Source organism: Olegusella sp. (assembly GCF_057238325.1).
The window spans coordinates 60,140-82,177 of record NZ_DBHHGF010000003.1 but is presented as its reverse complement, the minus strand read 5'-3'; the positions used below and the strand labels follow the sequence as shown (position 1 = coordinate 82,177).

General features: G+C 50.2%; 16 protein-coding genes. 8 read left to right on the top strand and 8 right to left on the bottom strand.

All coding sequences use genetic code 11. From position 1 onward, the window contains the following. Nucleotides 1–310: 310 nt before the first annotated feature. The 4 genes from ACO5JD_RS03825 to ACO5JD_RS03810 all read right to left on the bottom strand — a co-directional run bounded on the left by ACO5JD_RS03825 (nucleotide 311) and on the right by ACO5JD_RS03810 (nucleotide 5,512). Entirely contained in the window at nucleotides 311–1,345 is a 1,035-nt protein-coding gene (locus ACO5JD_RS03825; RefSeq protein WP_484987724.1) for a sensor histidine kinase, read from the bottom strand. 3 nt (nucleotides 1,346–1,348) lie between these two features. After that, nucleotides 1,349–2,116 (bottom strand): response regulator transcription factor, encoded by a 768-nt coding sequence (locus ACO5JD_RS03820; RefSeq protein WP_021625081.1) that lies wholly within the window; start codon nucleotides 2,114–2,116, stop codon nucleotides 1,349–1,351. Between the two features lie 117 nt (nucleotides 2,117–2,233). Beyond that, a complete protein-coding gene (locus ACO5JD_RS03815) occupies nucleotides 2,234–3,469 on the bottom strand; it encodes a DUF975 family protein (RefSeq protein ID WP_484987722.1) in 1,236 nt (411 codons plus the stop codon). 333 nt (nucleotides 3,470–3,802) lie between these two features. Then, nucleotides 3,803–5,512 (bottom strand): OPT/YSL family transporter, encoded by a 1,710-nt coding sequence (locus ACO5JD_RS03810; RefSeq protein ID WP_484987720.1) that lies wholly within the window; start codon nucleotides 5,510–5,512, stop codon nucleotides 3,803–3,805. Between the two features lie 300 nt (nucleotides 5,513–5,812). On the opposite strand from ACO5JD_RS03810, the gene ACO5JD_RS03805 reads away from it, so the two are divergent. Genes ACO5JD_RS03805 through murB form a run of 5 tightly spaced genes read left to right on the top strand, consistent with a single transcriptional unit; the run spans nucleotide 5,813 to nucleotide 9,428 of the window. Continuing rightward, complete coding sequence (locus ACO5JD_RS03805) at nucleotides 5,813–6,694, top strand: DegV family protein (protein ID WP_484987718.1); 882 nt, start codon at nucleotides 5,813–5,815, stop codon at nucleotides 6,692–6,694. 24 nt (nucleotides 6,695–6,718) lie between these two features. Further along, entirely contained in the window at nucleotides 6,719–7,411 is a 693-nt protein-coding gene (locus ACO5JD_RS03800; RefSeq protein ID WP_484987716.1) for a class I SAM-dependent methyltransferase, read from the top strand. A gap of 28 nt (nucleotides 7,412–7,439) precedes the next feature. Further along, nucleotides 7,440–8,120 carry an AzlC family ABC transporter permease gene (locus ACO5JD_RS03795; RefSeq protein WP_484987714.1) on the top strand — a complete coding sequence of 227 codons (681 nt, stop codon included), beginning with the start codon at nucleotides 7,440–7,442 and terminating at the stop codon, nucleotides 8,118–8,120. After that, nucleotides 8,117–8,446: an AzlD domain-containing protein gene (locus ACO5JD_RS03790; RefSeq protein WP_484987712.1), complete on the top strand. Its 330-nt coding sequence runs from the start codon at nucleotides 8,117–8,119 to the stop codon at nucleotides 8,444–8,446. Before ACO5JD_RS03795 ends, ACO5JD_RS03790 begins: the two co-directional genes overlap by 4 nt. A gap of 58 nt (nucleotides 8,447–8,504) precedes the next feature. Continuing rightward, a complete protein-coding gene (murB, locus tag ACO5JD_RS03785; RefSeq protein ID WP_035437815.1) occupies nucleotides 8,505–9,428 on the top strand; it encodes a UDP-N-acetylmuramate dehydrogenase in 924 nt (307 codons plus the stop codon). 53 nt (nucleotides 9,429–9,481) lie between these two features. Here murB and ACO5JD_RS03780 read toward each other — a convergent pair whose 3' ends face one another. Continuing rightward, nucleotides 9,482–10,528, bottom strand: coding sequence for a serine hydrolase (locus ACO5JD_RS03780; protein WP_484987710.1), 1,047 nt, complete (start codon nucleotides 10,526–10,528; stop codon nucleotides 9,482–9,484). A gap of 68 nt (nucleotides 10,529–10,596) precedes the next feature. After that, the gene (locus tag ACO5JD_RS03775) at nucleotides 10,597–11,961 is read right to left on the bottom strand and encodes a DUF711 family protein (protein WP_484987708.1); all 1,365 of its coding nucleotides are present in this window, start codon (nucleotides 11,959–11,961) and stop codon (nucleotides 10,597–10,599) included. 342 nt (nucleotides 11,962–12,303) lie between these two features. On the opposite strand from ACO5JD_RS03775, the gene ACO5JD_RS03770 reads away from it, so the two are divergent. The 3 genes from ACO5JD_RS03770 to ACO5JD_RS03760 all read left to right on the top strand — a co-directional run bounded on the left by ACO5JD_RS03770 (nucleotide 12,304) and on the right by ACO5JD_RS03760 (nucleotide 19,115). After that, entirely contained in the window at nucleotides 12,304–13,461 is a 1,158-nt protein-coding gene (locus ACO5JD_RS03770; protein ID WP_484987706.1) for a CapA family protein, read from the top strand. 191 nt (nucleotides 13,462–13,652) lie between these two features. Beyond that, on the top strand, nucleotides 13,653–14,375 hold the full coding sequence (locus tag ACO5JD_RS03765; RefSeq protein ID WP_484987704.1) for a TetR/AcrR family transcriptional regulator: 723 nt from the start codon (nucleotides 13,653–13,655) through the stop codon (nucleotides 14,373–14,375). 9 nt (nucleotides 14,376–14,384) lie between these two features. Further along, the gene (locus tag ACO5JD_RS03760) at nucleotides 14,385–19,115 is read left to right on the top strand and encodes an acyl-CoA dehydratase activase-related protein (protein WP_484987702.1); all 4,731 of its coding nucleotides are present in this window, start codon (nucleotides 14,385–14,387) and stop codon (nucleotides 19,113–19,115) included. 302 nt (nucleotides 19,116–19,417) lie between these two features. Here ACO5JD_RS03760 and ACO5JD_RS03755 read toward each other — a convergent pair whose 3' ends face one another. Next, on the bottom strand, nucleotides 19,418–20,212 hold the full coding sequence (locus ACO5JD_RS03755) for an energy-coupling factor transporter transmembrane component T family protein (protein ID WP_484987700.1): 795 nt from the start codon (nucleotides 20,210–20,212) through the stop codon (nucleotides 19,418–19,420). Beyond that, a complete protein-coding gene (locus ACO5JD_RS03750; protein ID WP_484987698.1) occupies nucleotides 20,196–22,034 on the bottom strand; it encodes an ABC transporter ATP-binding protein in 1,839 nt (612 codons plus the stop codon). Before ACO5JD_RS03750 ends, ACO5JD_RS03755 begins: the two co-directional genes overlap by 17 nt. Nucleotides 22,035–22,038 lie beyond the last annotated feature (4 nt).

Here is a 22,038-nt window from a genome sequence, read left to right as displayed (position 1 = left end):
GCAGCAATGTGATAAGAAACGGCTTTAATGGTAGGAGGAAAATCTTAGGAAAACCTTACATCTAAGCTTACGCTTTCTTAAGAAATGAGAAAAATAGCCTAAATGAACTGCAGTCTTAATATTTATAGCTTGTAAAGGATGGCCATATATTACGTATGCGCTGTTTTGCTATCAATATGCGCCTTAATGAAGAGGCTTGCATTGTAATTAAGGAAATGTGAAGGGCTAACACATTGTGAAAATGGGTGTTTGAGTTCAAATGTTCTGGGCAGACTAGGGCCTGACGCAAGGTTAGTGTATCGAGCCAGTCTTAGTCTTCAATAGTGCAAGTTACTACAAACGCCTTGGTGAGCCATCCGTATGGCTGATCGAGGCGTATTTGGTATCCATGAAGGTCGACGATCTTTTTTGCAATGGAAAGACCCAGCCCACTACCACTTGAACTAGTGCTGCGTGCCATATCACCGCGTGAAAAAGGTTCAAAAAGTACATCCGTATCTCCAGCGATTGGCACACCTGTATCGCCGATAACGATAGCCACAGCCCCTGCAAGACGAACAAGTCCCACGTAGATGGTGGTACCAGCGGGATTGTGCCTGATGGCATTGGTGATGAGGTTGGCAAAAACGCGACCGAGTTGATGCGCATCAGCATAGATGGGAAGTGGAGCCTCAGGCACCTCTACTTCAAGTGTTATTCCTGCTTCTTCAGCATCGGTATAACTAGCAGCCGCTTCTCTCAGTACGATTTGGGGTAGGTCGCAGCGCTTTCGATTGAGAGTATAACCCTCGCTTTCGAGCTTGGTAAAATCAAAAAGTACATCAGTCAGACGACCCATACGAGCAGCCTTTGCTTGGATGGAACGCAGATAACGTTCTTGGTCGTCAGGTTTACTTACTAGACCATCTGCCAGTGCCTGAGCAAGACCGCCAATGCTCATTACGGGTGTGCGCAAATCGTGAGCCATATCGGTAATCATGAGATTGCGTCTTGCGTAGAGTTTTGCTTGTTCAAGATCGCGTTTATGCTGCTCCTGCTTGACGCGACGTTCTATCATGCGAACAAAAAGCAATGAACCAATAATAAGGGGAGCCAATATCAACGACATGCCAAAGAGTAAAGTGGCGATGCCGTGACTCCAAGCTGCTGAATTACCCTGAATTGCCGAGTTGATAAGTGAAAAGGAATGTCGGAAAACAATTCTGTTAGCGAAGGGCCAAACAATCCATTCGACAAAGACCACCAAACTACATACCAACAAAAACCTAACGCTGAGATACTTGTTAAAGGATCCAAGTTCATTGACGTTGTTAGGTGGTACTTTTGGCTCGGTGTTGTGTGCCATAACCTAGCGCTCCAGACGGTAGCCAAGACCACGAATGGTGCGGATATAGGCATTTGCATCGTCGGAGAGCTTGGCGCGAAGCTTGCTAATGCATACCATGACGTTATTTTCAGCAGCCATGTAGGTCTCTCCCCAGCCTTTCTCGTAAATTTGCTGTTTGGTAAAAACGCGTCCAGGGTGTTCCATTAAAAGTTCCATCACACGGAATTCTACCGAAGTGAGTTCGATGGGTTCGCTCGCACGGGTGAGTTCACAGGCATCTAAGTCAAGTACAAGGTCTCTCACGCTGAGCTGGCGATTTGCGTCACTCTCAGTTTGAGTGGATGCTGTGGCTGTATTGGTACCCGCTATTTCTGTAGCTACAGGCTGGGAGGGGAGAGGCTGTGCGTCAATAGCGTAAACGCGGCGCATTAATGCATTGGAGCGTGCGACTGCCTCTAGAGGATTAAAGGGTTTAACTAAATAATCGTCGGCACCTAAATCCAGACCAATGACACGCTCAGCATCTTGTCCCTTTGCCGAAATCAAAATTACGGGTGTGGGTGCTGTGGCACGCAGCTGACGTAGAACCTCATAACCATTAACCTTGGGCATCATGATGTCCAATAGGCACAAGTCAATGGGTTGAGTTGCAAGAGCATCTAGTGCTTCTTGACCATCTGCTGCTTCTACTACCTGAAAACCAGCATTTTCTAGGTAGAGACGTAAAACTTCGCGAATCTCTGCTTCATCATCTGCAATCAAGATGCAACGGCGCTCATTGCTGCTCATGTGATTTCCCCTTTAACTACACGGGCGCCGCTCGAGCGCAATGCCCGGGCGGCGCGTCTCAAGACAAATGGTAACGCTAGAAAGTAATATGCAAGCTCAGCGTTAGGCGAGTCTCGCTTAGAGGAGCGCCGTTTCGTCGGTATCGCTTGCACTAGGGCTATTAGGACTATCGTCCTCGTTGCTTTCGGCACCCTTATCGTTAGCGGCGCCTTCATCACCAGCGGCGTCTTCACCATCAGCAGTATCCTCGTCACCAGCGGCGCTCTCATCATTGGCGATTTCAGTGGATTGTTCTGTAGCGGACTCTAGAGTGGAATCTTCATCGGCGGGAGTTTCGATAGGAGCTGGAACTACGGAAATAGTGCTTATGGGATAGCTTACCGTAGGGGGTACAGGACCACGATCGGTGTAACTGTTCCAACTGCTGTTTTGCTCATCTGCAGTAAAGGGCAGGGAAGACGGGCTTGTGCCATAGCGTAGAGCCTCATAGAGAGCAGCGTAAGTCATCTGAATGTAGGGCTCAACATAAAAGATATCGAGAATGCCCAAGGTCAAGCCAGCGAGCAGATGCCAAGGGATAAAGGATAAGTCCAGTACAAAGGTCTGCCACTTATTGCCGTCCATCATCTGACGACTCTCAGCAAAAGCACGCTCGCGGGTCATGGTGGGGTCATCTGCCAACAGATACGGAATCATGCGGTACTCGTAGAACTTGATGATACCGGGAATGACTAACAACAGGGACCAACCAAAGATGTACAGATCCATAAAGAAGAGCGTTTTGAAGTTTTCGGTAAAGTTGCGGTCAAAGCCACGACCAACCTCGGCTACATTGGCTGGTTGATTGAGATTGCGCAGGAAAAAGCGGCTAATACCAACACGCAAGGGGTTGTAGATAAGAATTTGCAACGCGGCTGCAGCGCCGATAGCCACAACAATTATCAAGATGATCAAAGTAATAACGGGTAGAAGTGCAATGGCAGGCAGGGATGAATCGGCGTACTTGTGGTGATGGAAGGCCATATCTGAGTTATTCATGACGAAGCTATCCTCATCTTCGCCAAAGTTATATCCAGAATCCTCCCCAAAGCCGTATTCGGAGTCTGTATCGAAGTCGTTGAAAAATTCTGGGTCGCTACTGGTGTAGTGTTCAGTTGAGACATAACCTGCATAACCTGCGCTGCCAGCGCCCGCTACGGCACCCTGAAGTGCCGCATTAGCAGCTGAAACAGCGCCAGCACCCATGCCAGCTCCTGCAATTGCTGCTACCAAAAAAGCAACTAGGACGGTCTTCCAATAGTTGGCACGAAGACTACTCTTGGCCTTTTCCTTTAGTTCATAACGTTCCCACATGATGTCCCTCCTTGAACACCTGTGCTGTTTGTCGATGACACTATGATGGTGCCCAAACCTAGTCAAGAGGTATGTGATTCCCTAAGCTTTTCTTAAGTTCATCTGAAATATAAGCAATCTGCTTGTCTTTTGCTGCTCATTTATACAGGCGGTTCAAAACCGTCGTTCGAAATTGCAAATGCGCAGGTTTCAATTTGAGAATCGGAGAAAAATGAACCCTTTGCGATAGGGGGATACGAGAGCAGCGTGGAGTCGAGGATGATATGAGGTTATGTGAGCGGCATAGGGTTGTGGCGCGCGCCTACAGTCTGCGACGCGCGCCACGCTTAGACGTTAGGCAAGCAAACCAGTGGCGACAGCAATCAATGCGATCACAACGCCGACGATGGATTCTCCACCAAGCAGACCAGAGGCTATGACAATACCGTCTTCTTCGCCCTTGCCCTGAGGACGTATGCGATCATAGATAAACTTGACAAGTGCCCCAATAGGAGCGGTGAGCGACAGATAAAGTGGCAGGTAAACACCCAGTCCTAACATCATTGAGGGTAGACCAAAGCAGTGCAATACTACTCCTACAACAATACCGGTGATAAAGGCAGGTAGGCTTGGGATGCCGGCAACCATTGTTGCTACAACAGAAGCTTGAGCCGAAACAAATTCCTTGCCAGGACCAAAGGCGTCCGCACCATGTGCCGCAAGCAGTGCTGCCATAACAGCAACCGAAATTACGCAGCCAAGCAGAGCACCGATAGCCTGACCCTTCCACATGGCACGAGGGCTGGTACCCAGGAGCTGACCCGTCTTGAAGTCGCTCATAACATCGCCCGCAAGACCACAAGCGACAGCCACAATACCTGCGACGAAGAAAAGCTTAACTTCATCAGCTTCTCCCAAAGCAGCAATGGCCAGCAAAACAATAAGGCCAAAAATTTCCATTGGATCGATGCCAGTTTGGCCAACAGACTGTGCACTCATGATAGTGGTCACAAAGCTTAGCGCCACAATAACGAGTGTTGCTACAGGACCTAGCCCCAAGCCAAAGCAAATGAGCAGTGCCGCTGCAGCTACCAGCAAACCTAAGGCGCCTGCGTCGGTACGAGAGAGCCAAGAAGACTCAGCAGTATCGCTACTCTGAGCTGCATCGCCATGCTTGGATTCACGCAGGAAGTGAATGAACTGAGGAATGATGTCCTTGACAATAACGCCTGCACCAGATCCCATCATCAGACCCATACCCAAACTTGGCACAATGCGGCTTGCTGTAGCGAGGTCCCAAAGTCCCAGTGCAGTGCCGCCCACCGTGAGACCAAAGTTGGCAAACAGGGCACCGCCCAACCAAAACGCCACAGCGCTACCACCTACAAGAAAGCCAACAGAAAGCATCATTGGTGAGTTATAGATGCCAAATGCAATGCCAGGGATGGGCAGCTGAGCCACGATGGGAGGCATGAGAGCCAATACATCGCGCGCAATGCTCCAAAGGCCAGCTACTGCCATTGAGCCAAAGAGTTTTTTGCCTGTACTGCCGCCAGCTGTACTTGCTTCTAGTGTCTGAGCCGCAGCAATACCGATGGGGTATTCCAATCCAGAGCGCTCCACTAAACGACGGCGAAAGAGTGCTGTCCAGCTGAGACCCAGCAATGTACCGCCTAGTGCCACTAGCAGCATTACTACCCAGCTTACGCGGTCAGCCATACCGAGCATCCAAGCTGCTGGAATGGTAAATGCGAGACCACCAGCAACCATTGAGCCCGCAGACATAATGATCTGTGTGACGTTTGCCTCACTCAAGCTGCGATGACCAAAAGCGCGCAGCAAAGTGAGTGCCGTAATTGAGGTAAAAATCGTCGGCCAAGGGAGCGCACCCATTTTAAGCGCGGTATAGACAGATGAGGCTGTGATGATGACACAGCCAATGATGCCTATTATGAGGCCAGTGACAGTAAGTTCACGAGGAGTCTCACCAATCGTGGGCTTTTCAGGAGAGCTTGTTGGGACTTCAGTTTTCACATCCAACCTTTCGTCAGTTGCCCTTGACATGTTGCAACCTTGGTGCGGGCTATTCACCCACGCCAAATAATTAAAGGGCTCATACTTTTACCGCAAACATTGTTGGCTCATACTATCATTTCAAGGAAGTAGACGGCACAATTGCTATTTGAGTATCCTATTAAGAAGCGTTTGAGTTGAGTTTTTCGCGTTTAGGTTAGGGCTTTTTTGCATTTGAGTTGAGGCTTTTCTAGCATTTGGGTTAAGGCTTTTCGCGTCAAAATGCACTTGTTAGGTGAATTACAGGCACGAATGCCGGTCCTTTGGTCGGCAGTGAAGTGGAGGTAAACTATGTCAATCCGCATCATTACTGACTCCGCATCCGATATTGCTCAAGGTTCTCAACAAGGCCTTGAGGTTGTTCCTCTGTCTATTACCTTTGGTGAAGGTACAACTGCAAAAGTCTATTCTGATGGTGTTGATTTGACTCCGCAGCGTTTTTACGAGTTGCTGGTTGAAACGGATGCGTTACCCAAGACAAGCCAGCCTGCCCCTGGCCTTTTTCGCGATGCGTATCTGGCAGCTCGCGAGGCCAACGATGATGTTGTAGTCATTACACTCGCATCTGGACTCTCAGGTACCTATCAGAGCGCTCAGCTCGCACTTTCCGAAATTGCAGCGAGCGATCCTGAGTATGCGGCGCGCGTGCATATCATTGATTCGGGTTCAGCCTGTGTGGGTCAGCGTGCGCTAGTAGAGTGGGCGCTGCGCATGGCTGGCGAAGGTATGAGCTGCGAGCAAATTGTCAAGGAGCTCGAGCTGCGCAAGCGCGATTTGCGCATCGTGGTGTTGCTTGACACACTTGAGTATCTGCGTCGCGGAGGCCGTCTTACAGGAGGCGCTGCTGCGGTGGGTACCCTGCTTTCTATCAAGCCCGTAGTTGAGGTTCGTGATGGCGTTGTAGGTATTTTGGGCAAAGCGCGCGGCTCCAAAAATGGCAAAAACCTGCTCAACCAAAAGATTGAAGAGGTGGGCGGTATCGATTACGAGCTGCCTATTAATGTGGGCTATGCCGGCACCTCTGCGCATCTTGCCGAGAAATACATCAATGACAACCATCACCTTTGGGAGGGTGCTGCAAGCAAGCCGCCCGTTTGGCCTATGGGTGCCACTATTGGTACGCATGCTGGTCCTGGTGCTATTGCAGTGTCTTTCTTTGCCAAACGCGTATAGGCATAGCTTTGTACAGGCAATTTGATGGACGCAGACTTAAGGCAAGCGCAGCAGAAAGCAAGACAAGCAGAGCTCGAACTCACTAAAGGCGAATGTGGTTTGGTCTTAACTGACGGCACAATGGAGTTGAGTTGTGATTTTACGGCTCTGCTACCGCGTCTGCGACAGGATCGGCTGGCGCATGAATTATTGGTGCGAGCAGCGCGTATCAAAGGTGTTACACAAGCTGTAGTGATTGATGCCACAGCGGGTCTGGGTGAAGATTCGCTGCTTCTTGCTGCTGCCGGTTGTAAGGTTTTGCTTTTTGAAAGCGATGCAGTCATTGCGGCATTGTTGCGTGACGGTTTACAACGAGCGGCGAACGTACCCCAGCTAGCGTCCATCGTCGCACGCATGCAGCTCTTTGAAAAAGACAGTATTGACGCCCTACCCGATTGGGCAAACAAGGTGGATGTAGTCTATCTCGATCCTATGTTTCCCAGTCGTACCAAGTCAGCTGCAGCCAAGAAGAAATTCCAGCTCTTACATCATCTTGAGCAGCCTTGCACTGATGAAGTAGCACTGTTATATGCGGCGCTTGCAGCAAACCCGCGTAAAGTGGTTATTAAGCGACCTATCAAGGCACCAACGCTTGCGGCTTCGCGTCCTAGTTACAGTCTTTCGGGTAAAACGGTGCGCTTTGATGTAATTGTGCCGCCGCACACTTTGTCGCAATAAAGTATCGCAAGCCATTAGAATGTTTTGCATGATTGAGAGACTTAGAAAAACGGTTCCTGTGGCATTGCCTGTAATGTTGGGCTATCTGGCCATTGGTCTGCCGAGTGGCATTCTTGCGGCTCAGGTGGGCGTTCCCGCATGGGCTTGTTTTGTCGTGAGCGCAACGGTCTACTCAGGCGCGGGTCAGTTTATGTTTCCTAATATGGTGCTTGCAGGGGCAAGTCCGCTTGCAATTATCGCTTCGATTTCGCTGGTTAACACGCGCCAAGTACTTTATTCGGCGGCCTTTGCACCTTTTTTTCGCAAGACAAGCCGGCTACTCACGGTAGTTTTTTCGGCTACGGTAACTGACGAAACATTTGGTATCAATCTCGACAAGCTCTCACGCGTTGGTGAGGATTGGACTCCTCAAGATGCGTTGGCGATAAATCTTGAAAGTATGTTTTCTTGGGCGACGGCAAACTGTGTCGGTGCAATGGTCGGACCCTTGCTTGCATTGCCAACCGAGATTACCTCTTTTGCAATGACAAGTATTTTTATTTGTCTGTTGGTAGGTCAGCAAATGCGCATTGAGGCAGTAGTTGCGCTGGTAGTGGCTGTGTTGGGTGTTGCTGCTTGTAAACTTGTGGGATTGGGTGGGCTTGCAGTTTTTATCGGGGCATTGCTTGGCGTTATAGCAGGTACGGTGTATGGGGCGGTGAAATCATGAGTCCCCATGCGAGCTACCTTCTCATTTACGTGGGCGTTTTGCTTGAGATGCTCGTTTGTCGTGTGACGCCTATTTTGCTGCTTAAAGGACGTACCCTGCCTGAGCGCGTTGAGGAAGCATTTTCATTGATACCAGTAGCCGCTTTTGCGGCGTTGGTGGCAAATGACCTTATCCAGCCTGATGTGTTGATGGGTGATCCCAAAGCAGGGATACTGCCTTTTGTGGCTGCGCTGCCAGTCATTCTTGTTGCAAAAAAGACAGGGTCGCTCATTTGGAGTGCTGTTGTGGGTATGCTTGCCTATGCTGCATTACTTTGGTTGGTGTGACGAAGCAGCCCAAATCTGTCAAACTAGTTATGTCTTATACCGCGAGGACGGGAGTACGATGTCGGAGTCTGCTTATGACCTTGAGGGTCTGGCGTGGAAGTTTCGCTCGATAGTAGGAGAAGAAGATGTTCTTCTCAATGAACCTATGAGTGAGCATACGACTTTCAAGATTGGTGGTCCCGCCGACCTGTACGTGATTCCTGAGGATGCGGCTGAACTTGCTGAGATTCTTGAGATTTGTCGCGAGCGAGAAGTGCCGTATTTTGTGTTAGGCAAGGGCTCTGATCTACTTGTTGCTGATGAGGGTTATCGTGGCGTGATCATTGGTCTTGCGGATGGTCTGACAGGCGTTACTGCCGATGACGAGCTGTTGACCTGCGAGGCGGGTGTGCCTTTGCGTGAGGCGTCTGAGATGGCATGTGAATTGGGTCTGACAGGTCTTGAGTTTGCCTGTGGCATTCCAGGATCTGTGGGCGGTGCCTGCTTTATGAATGCTGGTGCCTATGATGGTTGTATTGCCGATGTGCTATCTTGCATCCGCGTAATTTTGCCAACAGGCGAGCAACAGACTCTTGGTATTGATGAGCTGGAAATGGGTTATCGTACCAGCCGCGTCAAGACGGACAATCTCGTGGTTGTAAGCGCGAGTTTTGCTCTACGTCGCGGAGATCCCGAAAAGATTCGCGCCAAGATGGATGACTTTACTCAGCGCCGCGAAGAAAAACAGCCGTTGGAATTGCCAAGCGCTGGTTCGACTTTCAAGCGTCCCGAGGGTTATTTTGCGGGTAAGTTGATTACCGATGCGGGGCTTAAGGGCTACCAGTATGGCGGTGCAGGTGTATCGACCAAGCATGCTGGCTTTGTTGTCAATCTAGGTGGCGCAACTGCAGCCGATGTTCGTGCGGTGATTTCGCATGTCCAAGATGAGGTTGAGCGTCAGTTTGGCGTCCATATGGAGCCTGAGGTCCGCTTTCTAGGCTAAGTGAGTGCTCGAATAGTTGAAGAAAACCTTCAAGCCAGTGCGCTAACAACACGCTACTCTTCTGTCTTAGCAGGCATGAGCACCTCTGATGTCGCTGTGACAAACTCAGTATGGATGTCATCAAGGGCAGCGAAAAGTGGTATAAGGGCGGCCATATCATCAGGTACATCACTCATTACAACAGCAATATAAGGTCCTTGGTCGGACCATACGATACCTGCATCGACAGTGGCACTATATTCGTTGCCTGCGTCCGCTGGATACCAGCCCGTCTTACCCCAAGAGAGCTCAGGGCCTTCTAGCGCATCGTCAAGAGCAGAAACTTCGCGCTGCGACATTAAATACCCCAAGATATTAGCTGGGTCACTGTCCTGCTCCAAATAGCGATAGGTCTGTTGCCACATGGCAAGTGGCTGTTTGGGAGTGGTATTGGGATAGGAGGGCTTGGCATAATCGGCGAGTGTGTCATAGGCTCCTGCATCAACACCTGCTGCCGTAAGCCAAGCTTCGAAAGGCTCAGATCCATAGCGAAGGCGCAGCTGAGCATAGCTATTGTTGTCAGAGTAGCGCAACACATTGCTAACGGCCGCATCCAGCGCAGACTCCTTCACCTGTCCCGTCTCGACAAGTTGCTGGTAGAGGTCGGTGACATAGGGACCTTTGATACTGCTTGCAGGATAAAAAACTTCATCGGCGTGATAGGCCAATTGTCGTCCCGTCTGAATATCCAGCAGAACAATTCCAACGCTGTAACCGTCTTCTTCAAGCAGAGAAATCTCGTTGGCAAGATCGCCTATAGCTTCACTCTTTAGAAGTGCAGTTGCTTTGGGATTTTGTAGATAGGATTGACCATGTTCGTCAAAGAAAAGAGGCAGGAGACTTGCAGTATTTGCAAATGGCTCGATCTCATCTAGTGCCGTTGTATCAGAACTTTTGGCTGTATATCCAGCTTTTATGCTGGAAGTGTTATAAGCAGATGAGCCTTCGGAATGCGAAAGAGTTGAAGCTACAGGTTCTGCTTTGCCTCTAATATGAGCTCCTTGGAAAGTGGCAACTACGAGCACGCCTACCCCTGCAAGGGTAGTAGCAAGTATTGCCAAGCCCAATCGCTGGACTTGGCATACGAGCCTTTGAACTGCCGATATGTTCCGCTCTTTGTGCATAGAGTCTAATTTTTGAGCGAGTTGAGAGGAGCGGGGAAGCGACCGCCGCGATGTGCAAGCACCGTGCCTGCATGCGGATTGACATGCATGACTGGTGCAGAACCAAAGAGACCACCGTATTCCAATATGTCGCCTTCTTTATGACCAATTGCGGGGATTAGACGGACAGCGGTGGTTTTGTTGTTGATAACACCGATAGCCATCTCATCTGCGATGATGCCGGCAATGGTTTCGACTGATGTGTCGCCTGGAATTGCAATCATATCTAGGCCGACCGAGCAGATGCAGGTCATGGCCTCAAGCTTTTCTAGCGATAGGGCTCCCGCCTCGGCAGCAGCAATCATGCCCATATCTTCAGATACAGGGATAAAAGCACCCGACAGGCCGCCTACGCTGGAGCTTGCCATCACGCCGCCTTTTTTGACGCAATCATTAAGCAGAGCAAGCGCGCACGTAGTGCCAGGGCCTCCACAGGTGCCAACGCCGATGGTTTCCAAGATGCGCGCAACCGAATCGCCTGCAGCAGGAGTGGGTGCTAGCGACAAATCGACAATGCCTTTTGCGACACCTAGGCGACGCGCTGCTTCGCGACTCATCAGCTCTCCGGCGCGGGTAATCTTGAAAGCAGTACGTTTGATTTCTTCAGCCACGTCCATCAAGTCGGCATCCCTAGGCAGACGCTCCAGCGCTGCTGCCATAACGCCGGGACCGGAAACGCCTACATTGATGACAGCATCTGCTTCACCAGTACCATGTACGGCGCCTGCCATAAAAGGAGAATCCTCAACCATATTGGCAAAGACAACCAGTTTTGCCGCGCCGTAACAGTTGGTATCAGTGGTTAGACGCGCCGCATCAATCATCTTTTGTGCCATGAGCAGAACGGCATCCATGTTGATGCCCGCGTGCAAGCTTGCAACGTTGACTGAAGAACACACGCGCGTGGTTGATGCCAGTGCTTCAGGGATTGAATCAATGAGTTTACGGTCGGCGACACCCATGCCCTTGTGTACCAAAGCAGAAAAGCCGCCCATAAAATCAATGCCCAGAGTTTCGGCAGCGCGATCCATTGCACGTGCGAGTGGTGAAAAATCGTTGTCTGCACAACCTGCTGCTACTTGTGCAATTGGCGTAACAGAGATGCGCTTGTTGGCAATGGGAATGCCATACTCGCGCTCGAGTTGCTCGGCTACAGGTACTAGTTGCTCGGCCGTTTGTGTAATGCGGTCATATACCTTGGCTGCCATGCGATCCATGTTTTCGTCTGCGCAGCCCAAAAGGGAGATGCCCATGGTAATAGTACGTAGGTCAAGGTGCTGTTCGGCAACCATGCTTCGGGTCTCGGCGACCTCTTCGGGGGTAATCGACACGTGTGCCTCCTCGAAAAAATGCCTGCAGCTGGATGGTTCTGCTTACAGACAACCCAAATTTTCTCTGCTTGTCGCTTGCACCTTGTATCGGATGACTTTGCGACTAGCTTTCACATTATGACGCGTCTGCAAAGCTTCTGCCGTTTACAGAATTACTAGGCGGTGAAAGGCAGACGGAAGTGGTGGGGCATGAGACACTATATGGGGCAGCATGCGTTGTGCAGCAGGAGGTAGGCGATGAGTTCAAAGCCGCATAACAGAGCAAAAAACAGAAATCATAATTCCCGTAGGCCAATTTGGAATTGGCTCAGCATCGCTGCCGGAGTTTTGCTTCTGCTCATCGTGGTAATTAAGCTTGTTGGTGGTGCTGCGAGTCTTGGTGCGAGCGCAGCGGCTAAGCTTTTTGAGGGTGAGCAAGTGCCCATTGTGGGCGATCTCGATGTGCAACCTGAAAAAAAGAAGGATCAGGTCACCATTAATTTGTTGGCTTCGGGCGATGTGGTTGTGCATGGTCCCGTAATCAAAAGTGGGCAAAAGTCTGATGGCAGCTATAACTATGACCATCTGTGGAAGCATGTGACCAAGGAAGTAAAGGCTGCCGACCTCGCTTTGATTAGTCAAGAGACGGTTTTAGGTGGCAGGGACTTTGGATATTCGGGTTATCCTGCCTTTAATGGACCTACAGAAATTGGTGATTCCGAGGTCAAAGCAGGTTGGGACGTAATGGTTAAGGCATCTAACCACGTGTTGGATATGGGTGCAGATGGCATAAGCGCAGAGCTTGCGTTTTGGCGCAAGCAACATCCCAAGACAGTCATTATTGGCATGGCAGATAGTAAGGAAAGCTACGACCACATTTACGTCTACGAAAAAGATGACTTCCGCGTGGCATTTTTGAATTATACCTATGGTACCAATGGCATTCCCATTCCTGAATCCAACCCCTATGCCACACATCTCTTTGATGACGATACGATTCGTGCGGATGTGGTCCGAGCAAAAAAGATGGCCGATCTCGTGGTGGTTTGGCCTCACTGGGGTACCGAATATCAAGCAACTCCCGATGAGTTTCAGCAGCATTATGCCCAGCTATTTAATGAAATTGGCGTTGATGTAGTGATTGGTTCTCATCCGCATACCATCGGTCCTGTGGATACGATGACCAATGAATCGGGTCATAAAATGCTGATTTTTTATTCATTGGGCAACTTCATGTCCAATCAGATAGAAGGCACGATGACTTCGCTTGGTGGACAGGTCAAGATAAAGCTCGTAAAAGATAAAGATGGTGCACGGGTAACCAATTGGGAGTTTGACCCAGTGGTAACCCAGCGTGCTAAAGGTACGGACTTTAGTGTGTATAAGCTTTCCGATTACACCGATAAGCTGGCAAAGAAAAATCTGACAAATATCACCCTTGAGAGCTGTCATAAGTATTGTGAGGATGTTTTAGGCTCCAACTATGATCGCAAAAGCTGCAGTCTCAAAGGCAAACTCTAAGAGGGCAACTCGCTGCGGGATATATGAGATGAGATTTGTCAGCTGCATTGCTTGGCACCATTCGCAAAAAAATATGGCGAGTCTGTGGCAGTCTACAAACTGCGAGATTTTTGACACACTCTGAGTAATAATTCACACACTGTGTAATTTGCACACTATGAGTAATAGGTTCTTCTTGTCAAAGGAGTTCTATGTCACAGACGCTGACTATGCCGCTTGCGGCTGGAACAGCCACTCGTTTACACACGGCTTCAGGTGACCCGCGCACTCAACGTACGCGCTTGGCGCTGCGCGATGCTCTTGCTACAGAAATTGTTTCGACAGGTGACTTGTCTCAGATTACGGTCAAGGCAGTTACTGACCGTGCTGGAGTGACTCGCCGTACATTTTATTCTCACTTTCGTGACATTCCCGATTTGGTTGCCCAGATTGAGGGTGAGACCCTCTCGGATTTGCGTCCACTGATGGAAGATATTGCGGCAGTGCATTTGGATGAGCTGGAAGTGGCGCTTGCAGCACAGGAAGCTTGTCCGGGCACCGTCGCTTTATTGAGCTATTTTCGTGATCGTGCGAGCTATCTGTCGGCATTGCTTGGTGATGGGGGAGATCCTGCATTTGCCGAGCGCATGAAGGTGGTTGCTCGCCATGCTATTGAAAAGCGTGCTCAAGAAGGTCTTGACTTGAGTGTTTTTGGCGCCTTCTTTGACTACTACCTAACTTACGCCATCTCGGCGGAGACGGGCGTGTTGGTGCGTTGGCTTACAACCGGCACTCATGAAAGTGTTGAGTTGATGGCACGTGTGATGACTTCGCTTATGTTTGTACGTCCCGGCGATCTGTATGGCAAAACTATCGACTTTGATGCGCCAGCGTTTGGACTTTCGCTGCTCGCAAGCTTTATGGGTCAGGATTAGGAGAAAATCATGACTAACACTACTTCTAGCAATCGCGCCCAGGCGGCTGCAAAAGAGCCGCTTGAGCTTGTGCAGCACGATGCCGAACTTGTTCCGCGTAAAGCAGACCTGTCACATGCTCGTCTGCGTCTAGGTATTGATGTTGGTTCAACAACGGTCAAGCTTGCTGTGGTAGATAGCCAAAATCACTTGGTATATGCCAACTACGAGCGTCATCATACCGATGTTAAGGCGACGGCTCGCGCCTTGTTTGCTCGCGCGCGCAAGACCGTAGGCGATGTGCCTATGCGTGTTGCTATTACGGGTTCGGGTGGTATGTTGCTGGCTGAGTGGCTCGACTTGGAGTTTGTCCAAGAAGTTATTGCTTCCAAGCGTGCAGTTGAGACGTTGATTCCCCAGACTGACTGTGCTATTGAGCTTGGTGGCGAGGATGCAAAGATTATTTTCTTTGATAATGGCATTGAGCAGCGTATGAATGGTACCTGTGCCGGTGGTACGGGCGCCTTTATCGATCAGATGGCATCGCTTTTGGAGACTGATGCACCTGGTCTCAACGAGCTGGCAAAGTCGGCAACCCATATTTATCCCATCGCTAGCCGCTGTGGTGTTTTTGCCAAGTCTGATGTTCAACCCCTGCTTAACGAGGGTGCCCCCCGTGAGGATATTGCGGCATCGGTTTTTCAGGCTGTAGCAAATCAGACGGTTTCTGGTCTTGCCTGCGGACATCCCATTCGTGGTTATGTTGCCTTCCTCGGCGGTCCTTTGCAGTACCTCTCCGAGTTGCGTCATCGTTTTTATGAGACCTTACATCTTGATGAAGAGCACCGTGTGTTGCCCGAAAATGCTCACCTCTTTGTTGCAACGGGCGCTGCGATGGCAGGTGAGTCTGACAAGCAGGTCAGCTTTGCGCAGGTTATCGATGCGCTTGATAATCTGGGTGATACTCAGGGTTCTGAGGTCGAGCGTCTCGATCCGCTTTTTGCAACTGAGCAGGACTATCAGGAATTCAAAGCCCGTCATGACGAGCAGGTCGTACCTAAGGGTAGCCTTGAGGGTTATCAGGGGCGTGTCTTTATCGGCATTGATGCGGGTTCAACCACTATCAAAGCTGCAGTTGTTGGTGAGAGTGGCGAGCTGCTTTGGACATGGTATGGCAATAACAACGGTGACGTTGTAGGCATGGCACGCAAAATCATGGATATGATTTACGACCAGTTGCCCGAGGGTTGTACTATCGGCCATGTTACAACTACAGGTTATGGCGAGGGAATTTTGCAAGCAGCCCTTGGCGCGGATTCGGGTGAAGTCGAAACAGTTGCTCATCTTCGTGGTGCCAAAGCATTTGTCCCCGATGTCGACTTTATTCTCGATATTGGTGGCCAGGATATGAAGTGCTTGCAGATCAAAGATGGTGTTATTGAGCATATCAGCCTAAACGAGGCGTGTTCTTCGGGCTGTGGTTCTTTTATTGCAACCTTTGCCGACTCGATGAACATGAGTGTGCAGGACTTTGCCAAGGCGGCAGTTCGTGGTACTGCTCCTGTTGACTTGGGTTCACGTTGCACCGTCTTTATGAACTCCCGTGTCAAGCAGGCCCAAAAAGAGGGTGCCACCATTGGTGACGTTGCGGCAGGACTGTCCTATTCGGTCATCAAGAATGCCCTTTTTAAGGTCATCAAGCTGCGTGATTACGACGAGGTTGGCAAATATATCGTCGTTCAAGGTGGCACGTTTATGAGTGATGCGACTCTGCGTGCGTTTGAGCTGCTGACTGGTCGCGATGTTATTCGTCCTGACATTGCAGGTGTGATGGGCGCCTTTGGCGCTGCTCTGCTTGCCCGCGATCGTGCAGGTCAGGATGGCATTTCGAGCATTTTGCCGCGTGAAGAGATTGACGCTTTGAAGGTTAGGCACACCAATGTGCATTGCGGCCTTTGTGCCAATAACTGCTTGTTGACAGTTAATAGCTTTGGTAAGGGTCGCAAGTTCATTACAGGCAATCGTTGCGAGCGTGGCGCAGGCAAAGTTAAGAAAGAAAAGACTCTCGAGCCTGCACCAAACCTCTTTGCTTTCAAAAACAAGCTCCTCTTTGAGCGTGAGACGTTACCTGCTGAGATGGCTCCTCGTGGTACCGTGGGTATTCCACGCGCGCTCAATATGTATGAGAATTTCCCCTTCTGGCATGAGTTCTTTACACGCTTGGGCTTCTCGGTTGTGCTTTCCGATCAGACCAACAAAAACACCTATGAGGTGGGTATTGAGTCGATGCCATCTGAGTCGGTGTGCTATCCCGCCAAACTTAGTCATGGCCACATCATGAACTTGCTGGCCAAGGACCCTGATTTCATCTGGATGCCCTGTATTCGTTGGGAGCGTCAGGAAGATGAACATTCGACCAACCACTATAATTGCCCGATTGTTATGAGCTATCCGCAGAGTCTTGAGCTCAATGTAGATGAGCTTTCTGACCCGTCGATCGAATATATGGCGCCTTTCATTCCTTATGATAACAAGCGCGAGCTCAAGCGTCGTCTGTATGAGTTGGTTTCAATTCAGCGTGAGGCTGATGCCAAGCAGGGCAAGGGTCGCTTTAAGGGCGAGCATATCACTCGTGCTGAGATTGATGACGCTGTTAATGCTGCTTGGGATGCCGACCTTGAGTTTAAGGCGCAGATGCGTCGCAAAGGTGACGAGACTCTTGCCTGGATTGAGAAGACTGGTCGCCATGGCATCGTTGTTGCGGGCCGTCCGTACCATAACGATCCAGAGATCAACCATGCTATTCCTGAGCTAATTTCTGGTTTTGGTTTTGCAGTGCTCACTGAGGATTCCGTTGCACACAAGATGGAAATTGAGCGCCCGATTCGTGTTGTTGACCAGTGGACCTATCATAGCCGCCTGTATCGCGCGGCTCGTTTTGTTGCATCACGCAATGATTTGGATCTTGTGCAGCTGCAGAGCTTTGGTTGTGGCTTGGATGCTCTGACCACCGATGAGGTGCAAGAGATCCTGGAAGGCTCGGGTAAGATTTACACCAACCTTAAGATCGACCAGGTGTCCAATCTTGGTGCAGTGCGTATCCGTATTCGTTCGTTGATGGCAGCTCTGCGCGAGCAAGAAGCTGAGCTCAGACGTCAGACAGTTGCAGGACTGGTTCAGGAAGAGCAGCCTCAGGATGTCTACATGGCAGATGGCTCTTTAGAGCACGCACGTGCAACGGATCTTTCTCGTCGCAATCCCGTCTATCGCAAGGCGACTTCTGCAGCCTTTAAAAAGGTTCGCTTCACCAAGGAGATGGCTCAGCAGGGCTACACCATCTTGGCACCGCAGATGAGTCCCATTCACTTTGATTTGATTGAGCCATTGCTGCATGACGCTGGTTTGAACCTCGTGCTGTTACCCTCCGTTGACCATGGTGCCGTTGAAACTGGCTTGAAGTATGTCAACAATGATATTTGCTATCCATCGATTTTGACCGTAGGTCAGCTGATGGAAGCCGTTCTTTCTGGCAAATATGACCTTAACCGCACGGCACTGCTTATCAGCCAGACAGGTGGCGGCTGCCGCGCTACCAACTACATTGCGTTAATTCGCAAGGCGCTCAAAGATTCTGGTCATGAGAATATTCCAGTTATTTCACTGGCGATGGCAGGTGGCTTGGATGAGGATAATCCTGGCTTTGATGTGCTCAAGCCCAAGTTCTTGATGCGTGCGGTGTATATCTTGCTGTATGGCGACCTGTTGATGCAGCTGCTATATCGTGTGCGTCCATATGAGGCTGAGCGTGGTGCTGCTGATCGCCTATATGCGAGCTTTAATAGTCGTGCTCGCGTGCAGTTGGTGCACTGCAGCCGCAAGGAATTCTTCCGTCTGTGTAGCGATACGATTGAAGCTTTTGATGCATTGCCGCTGGTCAATGACCGTAGCAAACCTCGTGTCGGTGTGGTCGGTGAGATTTTAGTTAAGTTCCATCCTACGGCCAATAATGAGTTGGTTAGAGTTATTGAGGAGGAAGGTTGCGAAGCCAACGTGCCAGGTTTGGTGGACTTCTTCCTGTATGGCTTTGCGAATCCCATTACTGGCCGTCATGAGCTAGGTTCGTCTGCAGTGACGCGCGCGGTGCATGGCACTGGTATCAAGCTCATTGAAAGTATTCGCGGATCCATTGACAAGATGCTTATTAAGTCCGAGCGCTTTGAGCCCTACGAGCCAATCATGTCTCTGGCCGAAAAAGCCGGTCGAGTAGTCTCACTCTGCAACAACATGGGCGAGGGCTGGTTGTTGACTGCCGAGATGATTGACTTGATTGAGCATGGTACGCCTAATATTGTGTGCGCGCAGCCTTTTGCTTGTCTTCCCAACCATGTGGTAGGCAAGTCAGTTATCAAGCGTTTGCGTCAGATGCATCCAGAATCCAATATCGTTGCGGTCGATTATGATCCTGGCGCATCTGAGGTCAACCAGCTTAACCGTATCAAGCTGATGATTTCAGTTGCCAAGGAAAACTTCAAAGAGAATGGTGGATTCAAGCTGCAAAACGATGACGATCCAACCGAGCGTCAGGATTGGCCAGTCTTTGAGGAGCATCGCCGCCCTGGTCAGCTGGATGACTCAATTGTGAATGAAGGCGGTAGCTGCAGCACTGATATGGGTCAGGGGGAAAGTCATTTCTCGCTACATCTGACTGATGAGCAGCTGGCAGAAATTGAGCGCGCTAAGGTTGAGACCGGCGTGAAGTAGGTGAAGCGAGCTGTTTGATGATAGCTGGTCGACCTGTGCAAGCTTAAACGACCTTTGCAAGCTTGAATTAGGATTGCTTGCTGCTACGTCCTGCTTGGTATTATCTCCAGACGTTGCAACCTCAGGTTGCAACGTCTATTTCTGTAAGTGCCCTACCTGCGTATATATGCTATTTCTGCAGCTAGATGGTCTGGTGTTGCAACCTCAGGTTGCAACGGATTTGATGTTGCAAAAGCATGGCAAGCCTGGTAGTTAAGGGTTTCAAAACATACAGCTGGAGAATTTAGGCAAGGTAGATAAATTTAGGCAAGGTAGATGAGGAATGCCACAAATGAGCAGGTCAAAATTGCGCAGATGAGGTCATGATGCTGAAATCTGAGAGGGTGCAAGTGAGTGCGCTGCGCGTTTCCTTCGTAACAGCGGGCATCCAATGCGCGCGAGAGATTGTTGGCATGGCGTAGAGCGCTTGCAAAAAGAGCAACTAAAAGAGCGGTCACAGCTTGTATGCGTAGCCCCATCTTTCCCGAAGAAAGTGCAGCTCCGCGAGATTCTTGGGCTTCAGAAATAGTTTGTACATCATCAATGAGTGTTGGGATAAAGCGCAGCATTAGTGCTAACACCATCGCAATTTCATGTCCTGGTAGACCTATGCGCGATAGTGGTGATAACAGAGAGTCAAAGGCATCTGCGATGGCGGTGGGGGTAGTAGTAAGTGTTGTCAACGAGCCGACAACCAGCGCAATGGCAAAGCGGGTGGGATAGAGAATAGCTGCCCATACACCATGGCTGGTGATGTGAGCGCTTCCCAAAGTTAGTAACACCGTACCCGTCTTGATGAAAAAGAGATTAAAAAGCCCCAAGATGGCAAGCAGAGCAAGTGCAGGGTGAATCGAGCGCAATACAGCTCGAGGGGAGATTTTGCTGCTTATGAGAATGGCTGCTGTACACATTAATGCAAGTATCAGCTGCTCCAAAGTAACCACCGTAAATGCGGCAATTACAAAGATAAGCCCACAGCAAAGTTTGGATCGGGGATCGAGGTGATGCAGCCAAGAATCGCCCGAGATGTATTGTCCAAGGCTAATTTTGACTGCCATCATACGCCTCCTTTGCAACATATTTTGAGGCGAGACTGTCCGCCAGCTCATCGAGGGTAAGCGGCTGACCCAACTCGCCTGCTTGGACAAATCCTGCTTCTTCGAGTTTGATTGCCCACTGCAAAGCCAAAGGTAAGCCCAGCCCGCAAGACCTTAGTTCTTGTTGATTTGCTCGACAAAAAATCTCCTGAGGGGTACCTGCGGCAAGTAAATGCGATTGGTTAAGCACGTATACAATTTGAGAGTTTGCAGCGTCATTCATTGAGTGCGTGACCTGCACGATAGTAACTCCTTGAGCGTTGAGCAGCGAAAGCAGACGGTATAACTCTTGGCGCCCATGCGGGTCAAGTCCCGCCGTGGGCTCATCAAGCACCAGTACCTTGGGTTTTGTGGCAAGTACACCAGCAATCGCACAGAGGCGCTGCTGACCTCCCGAAAGTTCAAAAGGAGAAGCAGTACGCTTGTCTTGTAGTCCGCAAATCTCAATCGCTTCCTCAACGCGTTTCTGCACTTCTTGCACTGAAAGCCCTTGGTTGGAGGGACCAAAAGCTATATCTTCTGCAACGGTATTAGCAAAAAGTTGGCGTTCGGGACGTTGCATAACATAGCCTACGCGTGACCTTAGCTTTGCTCGCCATGCACGTCCGCGACGGCCCTGACCTCCACTTGCACTATCTTGTCCATAAATGAGTATCTTGCCCTCATCGGGTAGTTCAAGTGCGCAAAGCAAGCGGAGCAGTGTGGATTTGCCCGAACCAGTTTGGCCTACGATAGAAACTCGGCTGCCCGCAGGAATTGTGATGGTGATATTTTCTAGCGCTTTATGCTGCGGGGTATAAGAAAAACTTAGCTGTTGAGCTGCGAGAACGGAAGCAGCTTGGGGGACTGTTGTACTGTTTTTAGCAGGGGATGCCACTGATATGCTTTTTAACTTACCAAGCTCTGCGAGTAGCTCTTTGTCTGTGGAAACCCAAGGGATCGGCAGTCCGCGCTCGCGTAGTTTGCGTGCAAGACGAGCAGCAAAAGGCCATTCAAGTCCTAGTGCAGCTAGGTTATTTTTCTGAGAAAAAATTTCGGCAGGAGTACCTTCTAGCGCAATTTTACCGTGGTCAAGTACGACAACACGGTCAGCGCCGAGGGCCTCTTCCATGTAGTGAGTGATGTGAGCGACCGCAACTCCCGCATCGCGTAGGCGATCCATTACATGCAAAATTGAACGACGCCCGCGCACATCCAAAAGCGCCCCTGGCTCGTCAAAGATAATCGCCTGCGGTTCCATTGCCAGTGCGCCAGCAATAGCAACACGTTGCTGTTGACCTCCAGAAAGACGGCGTGGATCTGCATCAGCATAGGCGTCGAGAGCAACACGATGCAATTCTCGCTCTACGCGAGCGGCGATTTCGTCGCTGGGAACGCCAAGATTTTCGGGACCAAAGGCAACGTCTTCCGCAACGACGCTTGTTACAATCTGGTCGCCAGGATTTTGGAATACAAGGCCAATGCCACGGCGTGCACGGCGATAGGCTTCCAAATCAATCTGCCCGTCTTGGCAGACCTGCTCGCCCAATAGATATACATCACCTGCGTCGGGTGCCGACAAGCCGCAAAGTACTGATGCCAAGGTCGACTTGCCCGAGCCATTGGCACCCAAAATGCACAGACGTTCACCCGCACGTAGCTCGATCGAAATATCGTCTAGCGCGTAATTGCTTTTGTTGTGAGCGTCATCGTAAACCAGACTGACATGATGTGTGGCGAGCAGTGCATCTCCTTGCGAGCTCTGCTTGGCAAGGACGTTGTTGCTGTTAAAAGCTTTGGCCACGATA

What these genes read in the sequence shown, in the direction of transcription:
- ACO5JD_RS03825 (WP_484987724.1), bottom strand. Translation starts at nt 1,345, where the DNA reads ATGGCACACAACACCGAGCCAAAAGTACCACCTAACAACGTCAATGAA.
- ACO5JD_RS03820 (WP_021625081.1), bottom strand. Translation starts at nt 2,116, where the DNA reads ATGAGCAGCAATGAGCGCCGTTGCATCTTGATTGCAGATGATGAAGCA.
- ACO5JD_RS03815 (WP_484987722.1), bottom strand. Translation starts at nt 3,469, where the DNA reads ATGTGGGAACGTTATGAACTAAAGGAAAAGGCCAAGAGTAGTCTTCGT.
- ACO5JD_RS03810 (WP_484987720.1), bottom strand. Translation starts at nt 5,512, where the DNA reads ATGTCAAGGGCAACTGACGAAAGGTTGGATGTGAAAACTGAAGTCCCA.
- ACO5JD_RS03805 (WP_484987718.1), top strand. Translation starts at nt 5,813, where the DNA reads ATGTCAATCCGCATCATTACTGACTCCGCATCCGATATTGCTCAAGGT.
- ACO5JD_RS03800 (WP_484987716.1), top strand. Translation starts at nt 6,719, where the DNA reads ATGGACGCAGACTTAAGGCAAGCGCAGCAGAAAGCAAGACAAGCAGAG.
- ACO5JD_RS03795 (WP_484987714.1), top strand. Translation starts at nt 7,440, where the DNA reads ATGATTGAGAGACTTAGAAAAACGGTTCCTGTGGCATTGCCTGTAATG.
- ACO5JD_RS03790 (WP_484987712.1), top strand. Translation starts at nt 8,117, where the DNA reads ATGAGTCCCCATGCGAGCTACCTTCTCATTTACGTGGGCGTTTTGCTT.
- murB (WP_035437815.1), top strand. Translation starts at nt 8,505, where the DNA reads ATGTCGGAGTCTGCTTATGACCTTGAGGGTCTGGCGTGGAAGTTTCGC.
- ACO5JD_RS03765 (WP_484987704.1), top strand. Translation starts at nt 13,653, where the DNA reads ATGTCACAGACGCTGACTATGCCGCTTGCGGCTGGAACAGCCACTCGT.
- ACO5JD_RS03760 (WP_484987702.1), top strand. Translation starts at nt 14,385, where the DNA reads ATGACTAACACTACTTCTAGCAATCGCGCCCAGGCGGCTGCAAAAGAG.
- ACO5JD_RS03755 (WP_484987700.1), bottom strand. Translation starts at nt 20,212, where the DNA reads ATGGCAGTCAAAATTAGCCTTGGACAATACATCTCGGGCGATTCTTGG.